The organism is Phyllobacterium sp. NPDC097923 (genome assembly GCF_044760925.1).
Taxonomy (GTDB): domain Bacteria; phylum Pseudomonadota; class Alphaproteobacteria; order Rhizobiales; family Rhizobiaceae; genus Phyllobacterium; species Phyllobacterium calauticae.
In genome coordinates this window covers 637348-651864 of the sequence record NZ_JBIWBL010000001.1, presented here as the reverse complement: position 1 = coordinate 651864, position 14517 = coordinate 637348, and the positions used below count along the sequence as shown (strand labels likewise).

The window sequence follows — 14517 nt, the reverse complement described above, 5'->3', positions numbered from 1 at the left end:
CTACTCCGCAGCCTGGGGTTCAAGTGCCGGGGCGAGCTTGCCGCTCTGTTTCACCACCGGCCGCAACACCTCCTCGTTTTTGCGTGCCGTATGGCTGGCTCTGCGGGCTTGCCACGAGCCATAGAGACCGAGAATGCCCTTGGGCAGGAACAGCGTGACGAGGATGAACAGCGCACCGAGGGCAAACAGCCAAATCTCCGGAAATGCCGCGGTAAAGTAGGTCTTGCCGAAATTGACGAGGATCGCGCCAATGATCGGACCGATGATCGTGCCGCGCCCGCCGACCGCCACCCAGATGACCGCTTCGATGGAATTGGCGGGTTCGAACTCGGACGGGTTGATAATGCCCACCTGCGGCACATAGAGCGCACCGGCAATGCCGGCCATCATGGCAGAGACCGTCCAGACGAACAGCTTGTACCGGTCAACGCGATAGCCGAGGAAGCGCATGCGGCTTTCCGCGTCGCGCACACCGACCAGCACTTTGCCGAGCTTCGAGCGAATAATGAAACTGGACACAAGAACGGCCAGCGCCAGAAACAGGGCGGTTGCTGCGAACAGCGCTGAACGGGTCGTTCCCGCCTGCACATTGAAGCCGAGAATATCCTTGAAATCCGTGAGGCCATTATTGCCGCCAAAGCCCATGTCGTTGCGGAAAAAGGCGAGCAGCAGCGCATAGGTCAGGGCCTGGGTGATGATGGAGAGGTAGACACCCGTCACACGCGAGCGGAAGGCCAGCCAGCCGAAGCCGAAGGCCAGCAGCCCCGGCACCAGCACGACCATCAGGGCCGCGAACCAGAAATTGTCGAAACCGTACCAGAACCACGGCAGTTCCTTCCAGTTGAGGAACACCATGAAATCCGGCAGGACCGGATCGGCATAGACACCGCGCGGGCCGATCTGGCGCATCAGATACATGCCCATGGCATAGCCGCCGAGGGCAAAGAAGGCGCCGTGGCCAAGCGAAAGAATGCCGCAGAAACCCCAGACCAGATCAAGTGCCACGGCGAGCAGCGCATAGGTCAGGTATTTGCCGAGCAGCGAAACCAGATAGGTCGGGATATGCAGGGGCGAGGTGTCCGGCACCAGCAGATTGAGGACGGGCACGAGACAGGCAACCGCCACCAGAATGATGATCGCAATCAGGCTGCGCCGGTCGCCATGTCTGAAAAACCATTGGGTGATCATGCCTCGATGGCCCTTCCCTTGAGTGCGAAGAGACCGCGCGGACGCTTCTGAATGAACAGGATAATGAGGACCAGCACGAGAATCTTGCCAAGGACGGCCCCGGCAAAGGGCTCGAGAAACTTGTTGGCAATGCCGAGCGACATGGCGCCGACCAGCGTTCCCCAGAGATTGCCGACACCACCGAAGACCACGACCATGAAACTGTCGATGATATAGCCTTGACCCAGATTGGGACTGACATTGTCGATCTGGCTGAGCGCAACACCGGCAATGCCGGCAATGCCGGAACCAAGACCGAAGGTGAGCGCGTCGACCCATGGCGTGCGGATGCCCATGGAGGATGCCATGCGCCGGTTCTGCGTGACCGCCCGCATGCGCAGGCCGAGCATGGTTTTCTTCAGCACCAGCTGCAGCACGGCAAAGACCGACAGGGCGAACACGATGATCCAGAGGCGCGACCATGTCAGCGTCAGCATGCCGACATCAAAGGAGCCCGACATCCATGACGGGCTGCTGACCTGAACATTCGAGGCACCGAACCACGACCGCGTCGCCTGCTGCAGCACCAGCGATATGCCCCAGGTGGCGAGCAGGGTCTCCAGCGGCCTGCCATAGAGAAAGCGGATGATCCCGCGCTCAATGACGACACCGATGGCGCCGGAGACGAGAAAGGCTGCAGGCAAGGCAAACAGAAGCGAATATTCGAACAGCCCCGGCATGGATGTGCGGATGATCTGCTGCACCACGAAGGTTGTGTAGGCGCCGATCATCACCATTTCGCCATGGGCCATGTTGATGACACCCATGACACCGAACGTGATCGCAAGGCCGATGGCTGCGAGCAGCAGAACCGAACCAAGCGAGAGGCCGTAGATGATATTCTGGATACCGTTCCAGATTTCGAGTTCTGCGTTGATGCTGGATATGGCGGCACTGGCGGCTTCACCGACCGGTCCCGGAACACCGGCCAGCGGCGTCAACAAACCGAGCGCCTCGCGCCCGTTCCCGGATTTGATGGCGGCGATGGCGACGATCTTCACATCGTCTGCCGCGCTGGAATTGAGAACAGCAGCAGCCTTGGCGCGCTGCATCAGCACCTTGATCCCCGCATCCTTCTCCGCGGACAGCGCCTGGTCCAGCAGCGGAATGGATTCAGGATCGCGATTCTTCAGGATTGCTTCGGCAGCGGACCGGCGCTCCGCCGCGTCGGTGCTCATCAGTGTCAGGCCGCCGATGGCAGCGGCGATATCGCGGCGCAGCCGGTTGTTGACCTTGATCTTCTCAGCCGTATTGCGCGGAACGGGCGGCAGTTTTGCACCGCTCAGCGGATCGGTTGCGGCATAATCCGCGCCGTCGCGCGTACCGATAAACACCGCTTTGTCAGCCTTCGAAACATAGAGATCGCCGGCACTCAATGCGTTGAGAATGGCAGCGGCGCGCGGCGTACCGCTTTTGGCAAGTTCTGAAACGGCCTTGCTCGTCTCGTCGAAATTATCACCGGCCAGCGCCCGCACCAGCGATTTGAGTTCGGCGGCGTCCATGGCTTGCGCACCGGCGGCCGCAGGAAACAGGCAAAGCCCGAGTATCGCGATGATGGACAGGAAGCGGCTCAATGACATTCAACAATCCCACATTTAAAATTCCTGGGAGGGACTCCATCCCCGCCATGAGACGGGGATGGAGTTGGCTTCGGCGTTGTCGCCCCCGACCCGAAGCCGGAGCCTGATTTTAGCGCTTAGTTGGTCTTGGTCGCACCGCCGCACTTGCCGGTGACAACGTTGAAATTACCGCACGACATGGGCTTGCGCCAATCGGAGATCAGGTCCTTCGAGCCTGGCAGATAGTCGGACCATTCATCGCCGACGACGAGGCCCGGCGTCCTGTAGACGATGTCGAACTGGCCATCGGCCTGCACTTCGCCGATGAGGACAGGCTTGGTGATGTGATGGTTCGGCATCATCGCCGCGTAACCACCCGACAGATTCGGGACGGAAACGCCGACGATCGAGTCGATGACCGCATCCGACTTCGTGGTGCCGGCGGCTTCGACGGCCTTCACCCACATGTTGAAACCGATGAACGTTGCTTCCATCGGATCGTTGGTCACGCGCTTGTCGTTCTTGATATAGGCATGCCATTTCTTGATGAAGTCGGCATTGGCGTCGGAATCGACGGATTCGAAGTAGTTCCAGGCGGCGAGATGGCCGACCAGCGGCTTGGTGTCGAGACCGGCGAGCTCTTCCTCGCCCACCGAGAAGGCGACAACGGGAATGTCTTCGGCCTTGATGCCCTGGTTGGCGAGTTCCTTGTAGAACGGCACATTGGCATCGCCATTGATGGTGGAAACAACGGCGGTCTTCTTGCCGGCGGAGCCGAACTTCTTGATGTCGGACACGATCGTCTGCCAGTCGGAATGACCGAACGGCGTGTAGTTGATCATGATGTCCTCATCCTTCACGCCCTTGGCGTTGAGGTAGGCCTTCAGGATCTTGTTGGTGGTCTGCGGATAGACATAGTCGGTACCCGCGAGAACCCAGCGCTCCACACCTTCCTGTTTGGCGAGATAATCCACGGCGGGAATAGCCTGCTGGTTCGGCGCAGCACCCGTGTAGAAAACGTTGCGCGAGCTTTCCTCGCCTTCATACTGAACCGGGTAGAACAGCAGCGAATTCAGTTCTTCGAATACCGGAAGCACGGATTTGCGCGAGGACGATGTCCAGCAGCCGAAAACCGCCGCAACCTTGTCCTGTTCGATCAACTGACGGGCCTTTTCTGCAAACAACGGCCAATCCGATGCCGGATCGACAACGACGGCTTCAAGCTTCTTGCCGAGAACCCCGCCCTTCTTGTTCTGCTCGTCGATGAGGAAGAGCATCGTATCCTTGAGCGTGGTTTCGGAAATCGCCATCGTACCGGACAACGAATGCAGAATACCGACCTTGATTGTGTCCTCGGCTGCCTTTGCCGGTGCAAGGGTCAGTGTCGCTCCCACGGCGGCGGCCGCCAAGGTTCCAATAAATCTGGCTGTTAGACTGAACATTCAGGTAAACCCCTCTTTATGGTTGTTTGTACCGAGGGAATACTATGCAACGACCGTGCCAACTGCGGATTGCAGCGTCATGCTCGTGTGAAATCTTTGGATTAGCCCGAGATTACAACGGTCAAGCGCCACAGGCCTTGAATATTATGAAGACCGCAGCGGCGGAAACAACGGTGCGGCCAGCACCGTTTCGGCAATCAAATGCCTATATTATTATCAATTAGTCGTATATGCCTATTTATGGAGCAATGTTCGCAATTTGCGGCTCCGATCAATCGGCTTTGATGTGGCATTGGTCGGCGTTTGATGTATGGTGCTGCCACCAATCACATTCTCAAGGAAAGAAAATGGATATCCGTCAGATTGACGAAGGCTTTGCCGTGACCGGGCAGATTTCACCCGACGATGTACGCGATATTGCTGCGGCAGGTTACCAGACCCTGATCTGCAACCGCCCCGATGGTGAATCGCCGGATCAGCCGGAATTCGCCGAAATTGCCAAGGTCGCCGAAAAGGCAGGCATCCCGATCTACTACGTCCCCGTGGTTTCAGGCCAATTGACCCAGGACGATGTGGATGCAATGGCCGCCGCACTCGAAGAAGCGGAAGGCCCGGTGCTGGCCTATTGCCGCTCCGGCGCCCGTTCGACCAATATTTACGGCATCGTTCAGCAGCAAAAAGGCTGACCATGCAAGGACGGCTGCGGACCCAGCAGCCGTCTTACCGTTGACCTCCCCAAGCCTATAGACAACAGAGCTGACCTTCCCATGAGCCGTATTGCCGATCTGAACAGTGACGATTTCGCCGCCCTGCGCCAAAAGACTTTGAAAGAATACGAGGCCTTCCGTGCCCGTGGACTGAAAATCGACATGACCCGCGGCAAACCGAGCCCCGAGCAATTGGCGCTCGCCAACGGCATGCTGACCCTGCCCGGCAACGGCGATCACTTCAGCGAAGCCGGTGAAGATGCCCGCAATTACGGCAATCTGCAGGGACTGGCGGAAGTGCGCACGCTGTTCGCGCCGACGCTCGGCACGTCGCCGGATCGGATCGTTGTCGGTGACAATTCCAGTCTGGCACTCATGCACGACTGCCTGCTCTGGGCCTGGGTCAAGGGCGTTCCCGGCGGCACCGAACCCTGGCAGAAGACGGAAGCCCCGGCTTTCATCTGCCCGGTGCCCGGCTATGACCGGCATTTCTCCATTTTGGAGGAATACGGCATCCGCATGCTGCCCGTACCGCTCAAGGGCGATGGGCCTGACATGGACATGGTCGAGAAACTCGCTGCCGATCCGAGCGTCAAGGGCATGTGGTGCGTGCCGAAATACTCGAACCCGTCGGGCGAGACCTATTCCGACGCGGTGATCGAACGCCTTGCCGCGATGAAAACCGGTGCTCCGGATTTCCGCCTGTTCTGGGACAATGCCTATGCGGTGCATCATCTCACGGAAACCGAGCATCAGATCCCGGATATTCTCGATCTGTGCGAAAAGGCCGGACATCCCGACCGGGCCTTTGTCTTCGCCTCGACGTCCAAGGTAACGCTGGCAGGTGCCGGCCTTGCCTTCTTCGCCTCGTCTCCGGCCAATGTGCGCTGGTACCTTGCCAGCGCCAGCAAGCGGACAATCGGACCGGACAAGCTGAACCAGCTGCGGCATGTGCGGTTCCTCAAGAATGAGGACGGCATACGCAAGCATATGGCGGCGCATCGCGCCCTGATCGCGCCGAAATTCGACATGGTCAGCAATGCATTGGAAAAGCGCCTCGCCGGCACGGGTGTCGCCGAATGGTCGAAACCGCAGGGCGGCTATTTCATCTGCGTCGATGCGATGGAAGGCACGGCCAAGCATGTGGTCGAACTGGCCAAGCAGGCAGGCGTGACCTTGACGCCGGCAGGATCGACCTCACCGCACGGCAAGGACCCGCACGACCGCACATTGCGGCTGGCGCCGACATTCCCTTCCCTGCAGGAAGTGGAACTAGCCTCGCAGGGTATCGCGCTGTGCATTCTGCTGGCGGCACTGGAAAAGCTGCATTCGGCCCGGAATGGCTGATGTCTAAAGCGGGATGACCAGGCCGTCGCGGCCGATGGTCAAACGGCCATCCCACTTGCCATCCAGAGCTTTTACCCAGTCGGCTTCGCCGAATTGCGGATCGTCGGCCGGAATGAGGTGATGCAGCACAAGATGCTTCACCTCAGCGGCCACTGCGATCCGCGCGGCATCTTCAACCAGCGTATGGCTGGCAAGAAGATGTTCTTTGAGGCGTGCGCCGTTGCCCGTCCGCGTGACGAGACGGTCCACCCCTTCCGGCAGCATCGCTTCATGCACGAGAAGATCGCTCTCCCGGGCAAAACCGGCCAGCGGCGGAAAATAGGCGGTATCCGCCGAAAAGACGATGGATTTGCCTGCCGCTTCGATCTTTAGCGCAAAACAATCGACAACCGGCGGGTGATCCACACGCAAAGCGGTGATCGTCAGGCTGGCGTCCTGACAGACCAAACCATCGGCGTAGACCTGCAGATCGACAAGATCGCGCAGATCGGGCCGCCCCTCGTCCTCAATGCGCAGATCGATATCGTAGCGCATGGATTGCAGGAAGCCTGACCAGTAGTCTTCAATTCCGGCCGGGCCGTAGACCGTGACTTTGTGCGCCAGCCCCGACGTCCACGCCGTATGCATGAGCGGGCCGAGTTCGAGCACATGGTCGGAATGCAGATGCGTGATCAGGATCATATCCAGATCCTTGAGTGACAGATCCGCATTGACCAAGGCCCGGGTCACACCAAGACCACAGTCGATGATGATCCGCCGTCCTGATATCTCCAGCAATGACGACGTCGGCGACGGGCCGCCCGGACGGATTGCCGGGCCACCCTTGGTTCCAAGCAGAACGAGCTTGTCAGCCATTCCTAGAAGAATGCCTGAATGCCGGTCTGAGCGCGCCCGAGAATGAGCGCGTGCACATCGTGCGTGCCCTCATAGGTGTTGACCGTTTCAAGGTTCTGCGCATGGCGCATCACATGATAGCCGATCTGGATGCCGTTGCCGCCATGCATGTCACGGGCAACGCGGGCAATATCCAGCGCCTTGCCGCAATTGTTGCGCTTGACCAGACTGATCATCTCCGGCGCCATCCGGTCTTCATCCATCAGGCGCCCGACCCGCAGGCTCGCCTGCAGGCCCAGCGCGATCTCCGTCTGCATGTCAGCAAATTTCTTCTGGAACAGCTGGGTAGCCGCCAGCGGCTTGCCGAACTGCTTGCGGTCGAGGCCATATTGCACGGTGCGCTGCCAGCAATCTTCCGCGGCCCCCATCACGCCCCAGGAAATGCCGTAACGGGCACGGTTCAAGCAACCGAACGGCCCCTTGAGGCCTGAAACATTGGGGAGAAGGTGTTCTTCGCCGACGACAACGCCGTCCATGACGACTTCGCCAGTGATCGACGCGCGCAATGACAATTTGCCGCCGATCTTCGGAGCGGAAAGCCCCTTCATGCCCTTCTCGAGCACGAAGCCGCGAATCTGGCCGTGATGCGCATCGGACTTGGCCCAGATCACGAAGACATCCGCGATGGGTGAATTGGAAATCCACATTTTCGAGCCGGAAATCCGGTACCCGTCGGCAACCTTTTCGGCGCGTGTCTTCATACCGGCGGGATCGGAACCGGCATCCGGCTCCGTCAGGCCAAAGCAGCCGATCCACTCGCCCGAAGCCAGCTTCGGCAGATATTTCTTGCGCTGTTCTTCCGAGCCATAGGCATAGATGGGATACATGACCAGCGAGGACTGCACGCTCATCATCGAGCGATAGCCGCTGTCGACACGCTCGACTTCACGTGCCACCAGACCATAGGCGACATAGGACGCACCGGCGGTGCCATACTCTTCCGGCAGGGTGACGCCCAGAAGCCCGGCCTCGCCCATCATGCGGAAAAGTGCCGGATCGGTCTTTTCTTCGAGATAGGCTTCTTCGATACGCGGTGCCAGCTCTCCCTGCGCGAAGGCGCGCGCACTGTCCCGGATCATCCGCTCGTCTTCGGTCAACTGATCTTCCAGCAGAAACGGATCCGTCCAGACAAAGGAAGCTTTGGAATGCGCCATGTAATTTCCTCCATAATGCTTTTCCCAGACCTAGCACCAAAATCGCGTCGATGGCCAGATAGTTTTGGCTTAAAATATATTCCGGTGCGCTTTGGCAGCGAACAATTTCCGTCGCCGGACGAATCCCCTATATGTATGGTATGGTCATCAAACAGCTTACCGAAACCATCATCAACCAGATCGCTGCGGGTGAAGTGATCGAACGCCCCGCAAGCGTGGTGAAGGAGCTTGTCGAAAACGCCATCGATGCCGGGGCAACCCGCATCGAAGTGGTGACGGCGGGGGGTGGCAAGAACCTCATCCGCATCACCGACAATGGTTCAGGCATCCCTTCGGATGAACTGACGCTGGCCGTTTCGCGCCATTGCACATCGAAGCTGACGGACGATGTGCATGACATCCGGGCGCTGGGTTTTCGCGGCGAAGCCCTGCCCTCCATCGGCTCGGTGTCGCGGCTGTCGCTCAAGTCGCGTACGGCACAGGCCGATTCCGGTTTCGAGATCAGCGTGCATGGCGGCCATATGGACGGACCGCGCCCGGCGGCGATGAACAACGGCACGATTGCCGAGGTGCGCGACCTGTTCTTTGCCACACCCGCACGCCTGAAATTCATGAAGACCGACCGGGCCGAAGCCTCGGCTATCAGCGATATCGTCAAGCGCGTTGCCATTGCCTTCCCGCATATCCGCTTTTCCCTGGCGGGCAGCGACCGCACGCCGCTCGAGCTTGCGGCGACGGGCATTGGCTCCGCTGGCATGCTGGAACGGATTTCGCAGGTTCTCGGCAGGGAATTCCCGGAGAACGCGCTTGCCATCGATGCGGAGCGCGACGGGGTGCGCCTGACCGGGTTTGCCGGGATACCGGCCTTCAACCGCGGCAACAGCCTGCACCAGTTTGCCTATGTCAACGGGCGGCCGGTGCGCGACAAGCAGATATGGGGTGCCATCCGCGGCGCCTATGCGGATGTGATCTCGCGCGATCGGCACCCGGTCGTGGTGCTGTTCCTCAACCTCGATCCGGCGCTGGTCGACGTCAATGTGCATCCGGCCAAGGCCGATGTGCGCTTCCGCGATCCAGGCCTGGTGCGCGGGCTGATCGTCGGTGCGATCCGCCAGGCGCTCGGCCAGTCTGGCATTCGCGCCGCCACCAGCGGGGCGGAAGCCATGCTGCAGTCCTTCCGGCTCGGCGGAGCGGAGCCTTTGCGCCCGGCTCAGCCGGCACAGCACCGGCAGGGTTCGCCATCGGTCAACCAGAACTATACAACCCAGCAGTCAGCCTTTCGTCCCGTCACGCCGGACCCGGCGCCGTCCTATGCAAGCAATGGTTTCTCGGAACCGATACGCAGCTTCCTGGCTGAAGCGGATGTGCTGGCCACCGATACACGGGCCAGCACTGCAGAGGTGCCGCAAGCCCTGCTGGCCGCGCCGCTCGGCGCTGCCCGCGCGCAGATACATGCGAACTACATCGTCTCCCAGACGGAAGACAGTCTCATCATTGTCGACCAGCATGCAGCACATGAGCGGCTTGTCTACGAGGCATTGAAAACGGCACTGCATTCCAGACCCCTGCCCGCGCAGATGCTGCTCATTCCCGAGATCGTCGATCTGCCGGAAGAGGACGTGGAACGGCTGGTGGCCCATGCGGAAACCCTGTTGCGCTTCGGTCTGGGTGTGGAGGCCTTCGGTCCCGGTGCGGTTGCCGTGCGGGAAACCCCGTCCATGCTGGGCGAGATCGACGTGCAGCAGCTCATCCGCGACCTTGCAGACGAGATTGCCGAACACGATACATCCGACGGTTTGAAGGCCATTCTCGATCATGTTGCCGCCACGATGGCCTGCCATGGCTCCGTGCGTTCCGGCCGGCGGCTGAAGCCGGACGAGATGAACGCACTGTTGCGCCAGATGGAAGACACGCCCGGCTCAGGCACGTGCAATCACGGCCGGCCCACCTACATCGAACTGAAGCTCGCGGATATCGAGCGGCTGTTCGGCAGGCGCTGACGTCTTGACCCGCGGGGCATCTGCCGCCTAAATGAGCTGACGAAAAGAATTGGAAACCACCGGACAATGAACAGGTTTGAAGGCCCCGGCTCGCGCGAAGCCAAGATACGCTACCTCGACGGCGACTTTCAGGTCCTGTCGCCGGGCTCCTACGTGCTCTGCGCCGTGACGTCGGAAAAGATCGCGCTGGATGAACTGCGGTACTGGAGCGTTGCCCGCCAGGAAGCCTATGCGGATGCAACGATTTCGCTTGAGCGCGAGCTTGAAATGAACCCGTCGCTGCGCCAGCGCAGCAAGGGCTGACCGGTGATCAATCGCCGGTCCACGCTTTTGGCCCTGGCCGCGACCGCGCTTCTGGCCGGCGGCTGCACCACGATGGGCGCCAAACGCGAACCGGCCTATAGCGGACCGACCAAGACGATCAAGGGCTATCTGCGCGGCTCGCCGCTGGCACGGCTTTCACCAAGCTCCGTCGTTTACATCACCGCCTATGATGCGACCAACGGCAACTCGAAACCCATGCCGGTGATCGGCGAGACAAGCTTCACGCTGGGCCGCAGCGGCTATTTCCCCATTGCCTACGAGATTGAAATACCGGCGGCGAAATCGGCGCCAAAGGTAGCCCTGTCCGTGCAGATCGGCACGCCAGGGCGAATTCTCTTTTCCAATGACCGGCAATACAGCCAGACGACCGGCCGCTCCATGGATATATCCATGGGTGAAACGCCGCCACGCATACGCAACTTCCGCCGCGGATTATAGGCGCCGGATCGTCCGCAGGCGCGCCCTTTCCCGGGTTTCACTGATGACGCGCGATAGGGTTCGCGGGTGTGCAAAGACCAGCTCCACATCCAGAACCTGCGTTCTCGCGGCGAATGCCCTGGCGATTTCGCTGCCATCGAGCAGACGAACATGATCCTTCGCCGTGGTGATCAGGGTCAAACCGTCCGCATCGGCGCTTTTGAGGAGATCGGCGATTTCCTCATCCGTATAGGGATGGTGATCCGGAAAGGGGCGTGCCTCTGTGATCGTTCCACCGGCTTCTTCCAGCGTGCGAAAGAATTTCGCGGGATCGCCAATGCCGGCAAAGGCGAGCAGCGGCTTGCCCGCAACCGCAAGTGCCGCCTGGGGCCGGAGCATGGCTTCATACACCGGCTTGGCAGCACGTGCGGCGTTCCTCACAAGATGGTCCGCACCATTGGCCGCACCGATCTTGAGCAGGGCATCGGTGCGCACCAGCTGATCCGTCAGCGGCGCGCGCAGCGGGCCGCCGGGAATGACATGGCCATTGCCGATACCCCGCCCCGCATCGACGACCATGAGCGCATAGTCGAAATGCAGGCGGGCACTCTGGAACCCGTCATCCATGATGATGAAATCGCATCCCGCGGCCTGCAGTGCAGTGGCCCCGGCAAAGCGGTCGGCGCATACGACCACCGGCGCATGCCGTGCGAGCAGCATGGGCTCATCGCCGACATGCCGGGCGCTGTCGTGATCGGGATCGACCCGGTGCAGTCCCGAGAAGGCGCCGCCATAACCGCGCGAGACAATGCCGGGTTTGAGACCAGCGGCAACAGCGGCCTGAGCAAAGGCAATGGACGTCGGGGTCTTGCCCGCGCCGCCGACGGTGAAATTACCGATGCACAGAACGGGAATGGGAACGGCAGGCGGTTTGGCGCGGCGGATGCGCCGTCCGGCAACCATACCGTAAATCTTTGATAGAGGGCTGAGGGCCCGCGCGCGCCAATCCGGCTTTTCCCACCAGAAAGGAGGCGCTTCGCTGGTCATTTCCAGCCACCTTCACGCGCGCTCAACCGCGCCTTCAGCACCAGGGGCTGGATGAAGGGCTCGAGCGCGGTCATGGTCAGATCAAGCGAACCGCGCATGTCCTCAACCGTCTTCGTTCCCGCATCAATCATCACCTGGCGTTCAGCGGGATTGTTGAAGAGGTAGTTGACGGCCCCAGCCAGCATGTCCTTGTCGCGAATGAGCTTGGCCGCCCCGTTTTTGATCAGGCGCTGGTAGGAATCGCGGAAATTCTGCACATTGCGGCCCGAAAGGATTGCCGTCTTCAACATGGCAGGCTCCAGCGGATTCTGGCCGCCCTGAGCCATGAGCGACCGCCCGACAAAGGCGATTTCCGTCAGCCGCAGATACAGGCCCATCTCGCCGATCGTATCGCCGAGATAGATGTCGGTATTCGGCGCGATGACATCGCCGCGGCTGCGCAATGCCACCTTCATGCCGAGCTTTTCGATTTCTTCGGCAATTGCCGGAGCGCGGTCGGGGTGACGCGGCACGATGATCGTCAGGAGGTCGCGATGCCTGACCTTCAGCATGTGATGAACCTGCGCGACGACATCCTCCTCACCCTGATGGGTGGAAATCGCTGCCCAGGTCTTGCGCTTGCCGATCTGCTGCTGCAGAGCCTCGAGTTCCGACTCCACGACCGGCGGGATTGCGGTGTCGACTTTGAGATTGCCCGATACCGTGACCGGACGGGCCCCGAGCGCGCGGAACCGTTCGCCGTCAATGTCGGACTGGGCCACCACATGGGCGAGATTTTCAAACAGTGCTTCGGCGATGGACGGGCGTTTCTGCCAGGCAGCAAAGGATTTGTCAGACAGGCGGCCATTGACCAGAACCTGCGGCACCCGCCGCAGCCCCAGTTCAAGAATGGTCATCGGCCAGATCTCGGATTCGCAGATCACGGCGAGATCGGGCTGCCAGTGGCTGAGGAACCGGTCAACCGCCGGCTTCAGGTCGAGCGGCACATATTGATGGATGACCCGGTCACCCAGACGTTCCTGCACCATCTTGGCGGAGGTCACGGTCCCGGTGGTGAGAACGACGCTGATTCCCATGTCGACGATGGTTTCGACCAACGGCGTGACGGCAGAGGTTTCACCGACGCTCGCCGCATGGACCCACACCAGCGGTCCCGCCGGCCGTGCAACGCTGGCCACGCCATAACGCTCACCCTGACGTCCGCGTTCTTCCTTGCCCTTGCTGGCGCGGAAGGCGACATAGGCGCCAACAGCCGGAAAGACCATGGCACCCACCCAGCGATAGGTGCTCAGGACAATGCGCGCCCACCGTTCGCTCATGCCCGGCCATCCACAAGCGCCTGCACCCGTACCGTATTGGCGTTCAGGCTGGCGGTCAATTCGACACGCTTGGCTTCAAGCATTGCATCATCGGCATCCTCGGGGACAAAGATAGGGTCGCCGACAATCAACCCTGACCTGCCGAATGGCAAGGGAATGGTTGTCTTATCCCAGCTCTTCTCGAGAATTTTCCTGCGCGACGTCATATAGCAGATGGGAATGATCGGGCGGCCCGACAGTTTGGCAAGGAGAATGACCCCATGACCGGAATCGCGGGGTGTTCCATGGGGAATATCAGCAATCATCGCCGCCGTCTTACCGTCCTTCAATGCCTTTTTCAGGGCGAGCAATGCCCTTACCCCACCCTTTTCGATGCTTTTCGTCGGCTCCCGCCCGCCGGAACCGCGGATGATCTCGACACCGAACCGTTCGGCTACCCGCGCGTTGAGTTCCGCATCCTTGCTCTTGGAGAACATGGCGGCGAAGCGCACGCCGCGCGGCATCAGAAAGGGCGCCATCAGATGCTGGCCATGCCAGGCCACGGCAATGAACGGCTCGCCGCCCCGCTTCATGTCCTCCAGATCGGACGAGCCGGGCAGACGCGGGTTGGTGGCATTCACCAGCCGGAAGAACTGGGTAATCAGCCAGACCACGAGGAAACGGACGAAACGCGACTTCGCCAGCGGGCCCCGGATGGAACGCCAAAACCGTTTCAGCACCCCGTTCTTCTTGCGGGGCGCCTTGGCGGTTGCTGTGCTGTTATCAATCATGCCGTTGTCAATGCGTGACCGGAGAACCGGTCAGCTTGCCTTGCCCGTGTCGGGATCGAGCAATTTGTGCATGTGCACGATGAAATAGCGCATATGTGCGTTATCGACGGTCTGCTGGGCCTTGGACTTCCAGGCGCGCTGTGCCGTTTCGAAATTCGGGTAGATGCCGACGATATCCAGCTTTTCCAGATCGCGGAATTCAACACCGCCGAGCTTCTTCAGCTCGCCGCCAAAAACCAGGTGAAGCAACTGCTTCGGTTCTGCTGTATTTTCGCTCATGGTCGCCCATCCGTTCAGTGATCAATCGTTG

The 14517-nt window shown here is 60.5% G+C and carries 14 protein-coding genes; 5 read left to right on the top strand and 9 right to left on the bottom strand.

Annotated elements, in window-relative coordinates; all coding sequences use genetic code 11:
* The 3 genes from urtC to urtA all read right to left on the bottom strand — a co-directional run bounded on the left by urtC (position 1) and on the right by urtA (position 4228).
* Positions 1–1188 (bottom strand): urea ABC transporter permease subunit UrtC, encoded by a 1188-nt coding sequence (gene urtC / locus ACIQWS_RS03300; protein ID WP_403170157.1) that lies wholly within the window; start codon positions 1186–1188, stop codon positions 1–3.
* Positions 1185–2807, bottom strand: a complete 1623-nt coding sequence (gene urtB, locus ACIQWS_RS03295; protein ID WP_403170154.1) for an urea ABC transporter permease subunit UrtB — start codon at positions 2805–2807, stop codon at positions 1185–1187. The genes urtC and urtB overlap by 4 nt, the downstream gene beginning before the upstream one ends.
* 116 nt (positions 2808–2923) lie before the next feature.
* Entirely contained in the window at positions 2924–4228 is a 1305-nt protein-coding gene (urtA, locus tag ACIQWS_RS03290; protein WP_223611646.1) for an urea ABC transporter substrate-binding protein, read from the bottom strand.
* 347 nt (positions 4229–4575) lie between these two features.
* Here urtA and ACIQWS_RS03285 point away from each other — a divergent pair, with 347 nt between their 5' ends.
* Both ACIQWS_RS03285 and ACIQWS_RS03280 read left to right on the top strand, forming a co-directional pair.
* Complete coding sequence (locus ACIQWS_RS03285) at positions 4576–4914, top strand: TIGR01244 family sulfur transferase (RefSeq protein ID WP_223611647.1); 339 nt, start codon at positions 4576–4578, stop codon at positions 4912–4914.
* Positions 4915–4995: 81 nt separating this feature from the next.
* Positions 4996–6282: an aminotransferase class I/II-fold pyridoxal phosphate-dependent enzyme gene (locus ACIQWS_RS03280; RefSeq protein ID WP_403170149.1), complete on the top strand. Its 1287-nt coding sequence runs from the start codon at positions 4996–4998 to the stop codon at positions 6280–6282.
* Between the two features lie 3 nt (positions 6283–6285).
* Here ACIQWS_RS03280 and ACIQWS_RS03275 read toward each other — a convergent pair whose 3' ends face one another.
* Both ACIQWS_RS03275 and ACIQWS_RS03270 read right to left on the bottom strand, forming a co-directional pair.
* Positions 6286–7137: an MBL fold metallo-hydrolase gene (locus ACIQWS_RS03275; RefSeq protein ID WP_403170146.1), complete on the bottom strand. Its 852-nt coding sequence runs from the start codon at positions 7135–7137 to the stop codon at positions 6286–6288.
* A gap of 2 nt (positions 7138–7139) precedes the next feature.
* Positions 7140–8330, bottom strand: a complete 1191-nt coding sequence (locus tag ACIQWS_RS03270) for an acyl-CoA dehydrogenase (RefSeq protein WP_403170143.1) — start codon at positions 8328–8330, stop codon at positions 7140–7142.
* A 140-nt stretch (positions 8331–8470) separates the two neighbouring features.
* Between ACIQWS_RS03270 and mutL the strand changes: the two genes are divergently transcribed.
* The 3 genes from mutL (at position 8471) to ACIQWS_RS03255 (ending at position 11092) form a co-directional block, all read left to right on the top strand.
* Positions 8471–10330 (top strand): DNA mismatch repair endonuclease MutL, encoded by a 1860-nt coding sequence (mutL, locus tag ACIQWS_RS03265; protein ID WP_403177427.1) that lies wholly within the window; start codon positions 8471–8473, stop codon positions 10328–10330.
* A 66-nt stretch (positions 10331–10396) separates the two neighbouring features.
* Positions 10397–10633: a DUF2093 domain-containing protein gene (locus ACIQWS_RS03260; RefSeq protein WP_403170141.1), complete on the top strand. Its 237-nt coding sequence runs from the start codon at positions 10397–10399 to the stop codon at positions 10631–10633.
* A gap of 3 nt (positions 10634–10636) precedes the next feature.
* Positions 10637–11092, top strand: coding sequence for a hypothetical protein (locus ACIQWS_RS03255; protein ID WP_346307888.1), 456 nt, complete (start codon positions 10637–10639; stop codon positions 11090–11092).
* Here the strand turns inward: ACIQWS_RS03255 and lpxK are convergent.
* The 4 genes from lpxK to ACIQWS_RS03235 are packed head-to-tail and all read right to left on the bottom strand — an operon-like array spanning position 11087 to position 14486.
* Positions 11087–12118 (bottom strand): tetraacyldisaccharide 4'-kinase, encoded by a 1032-nt coding sequence (gene lpxK / locus ACIQWS_RS03250; protein WP_403170139.1) that lies wholly within the window; start codon positions 12116–12118, stop codon positions 11087–11089. The genes ACIQWS_RS03255 and lpxK overlap by 6 nt on opposite strands.
* Entirely contained in the window at positions 12115–13437 is a 1323-nt protein-coding gene (gene waaA, locus ACIQWS_RS03245) for a lipid IV(A) 3-deoxy-D-manno-octulosonic acid transferase (protein WP_403170136.1), read from the bottom strand. The genes lpxK and waaA overlap by 4 nt, the downstream gene beginning before the upstream one ends.
* Entirely contained in the window at positions 13434–14207 is a 774-nt protein-coding gene (locus tag ACIQWS_RS03240; protein ID WP_346307885.1) for a lysophospholipid acyltransferase family protein, read from the bottom strand. The genes waaA and ACIQWS_RS03240 overlap by 4 nt, the downstream gene beginning before the upstream one ends.
* A 30-nt stretch (positions 14208–14237) precedes the next feature.
* Positions 14238–14486 (bottom strand): DUF4170 domain-containing protein, encoded by a 249-nt coding sequence (locus ACIQWS_RS03235; RefSeq protein ID WP_105736221.1) that lies wholly within the window; start codon positions 14484–14486, stop codon positions 14238–14240.
* Between the last annotated feature and the right edge of the window lie 31 nt (positions 14487–14517).

Coding starts and splice junctions, on each gene's coding strand:
- ACIQWS_RS03285 (WP_223611647.1), top strand. CDS start 4,576: ATGGATATCCGTCAGATTGACGAAGGCTTTGCCGTGACCGGGCAGATT.
- urtA (WP_223611646.1), bottom strand. CDS start 4,228: ATGTTCAGTCTAACAGCCAGATTTATTGGAACCTTGGCGGCCGCCGCC.
- urtB (WP_403170154.1), bottom strand. CDS start 2,807: ATGTCATTGAGCCGCTTCCTGTCCATCATCGCGATACTCGGGCTTTGC.
- mutL (WP_403177427.1), top strand. CDS start 8,471: ATGGTCATCAAACAGCTTACCGAAACCATCATCAACCAGATCGCTGCG.
- waaA (WP_403170136.1), bottom strand. CDS start 13,437: ATGAGCGAACGGTGGGCGCGCATTGTCCTGAGCACCTATCGCTGGGTG.
- ACIQWS_RS03280 (WP_403170149.1), top strand. CDS start 4,996: ATGAGCCGTATTGCCGATCTGAACAGTGACGATTTCGCCGCCCTGCGC.
- ACIQWS_RS03275 (WP_403170146.1), bottom strand. CDS start 7,137: ATGGCTGACAAGCTCGTTCTGCTTGGAACCAAGGGTGGCCCGGCAATC.
- lpxK (WP_403170139.1), bottom strand. CDS start 12,118: ATGACCAGCGAAGCGCCTCCTTTCTGGTGGGAAAAGCCGGATTGGCGC.
- urtC (WP_403170157.1), bottom strand. CDS start 1,188: ATGATCACCCAATGGTTTTTCAGACATGGCGACCGGCGCAGCCTGATT.
- ACIQWS_RS03240 (WP_346307885.1), bottom strand. CDS start 14,207: ATGATTGATAACAGCACAGCAACCGCCAAGGCGCCCCGCAAGAAGAAC.
- ACIQWS_RS03270 (WP_403170143.1), bottom strand. CDS start 8,330: ATGGCGCATTCCAAAGCTTCCTTTGTCTGGACGGATCCGTTTCTGCTG.
- ACIQWS_RS03235 (WP_105736221.1), bottom strand. CDS start 14,486: ATGAGCGAAAATACAGCAGAACCGAAGCAGTTGCTTCACCTGGTTTTT.
- ACIQWS_RS03260 (WP_403170141.1), top strand. CDS start 10,397: ATGAACAGGTTTGAAGGCCCCGGCTCGCGCGAAGCCAAGATACGCTAC.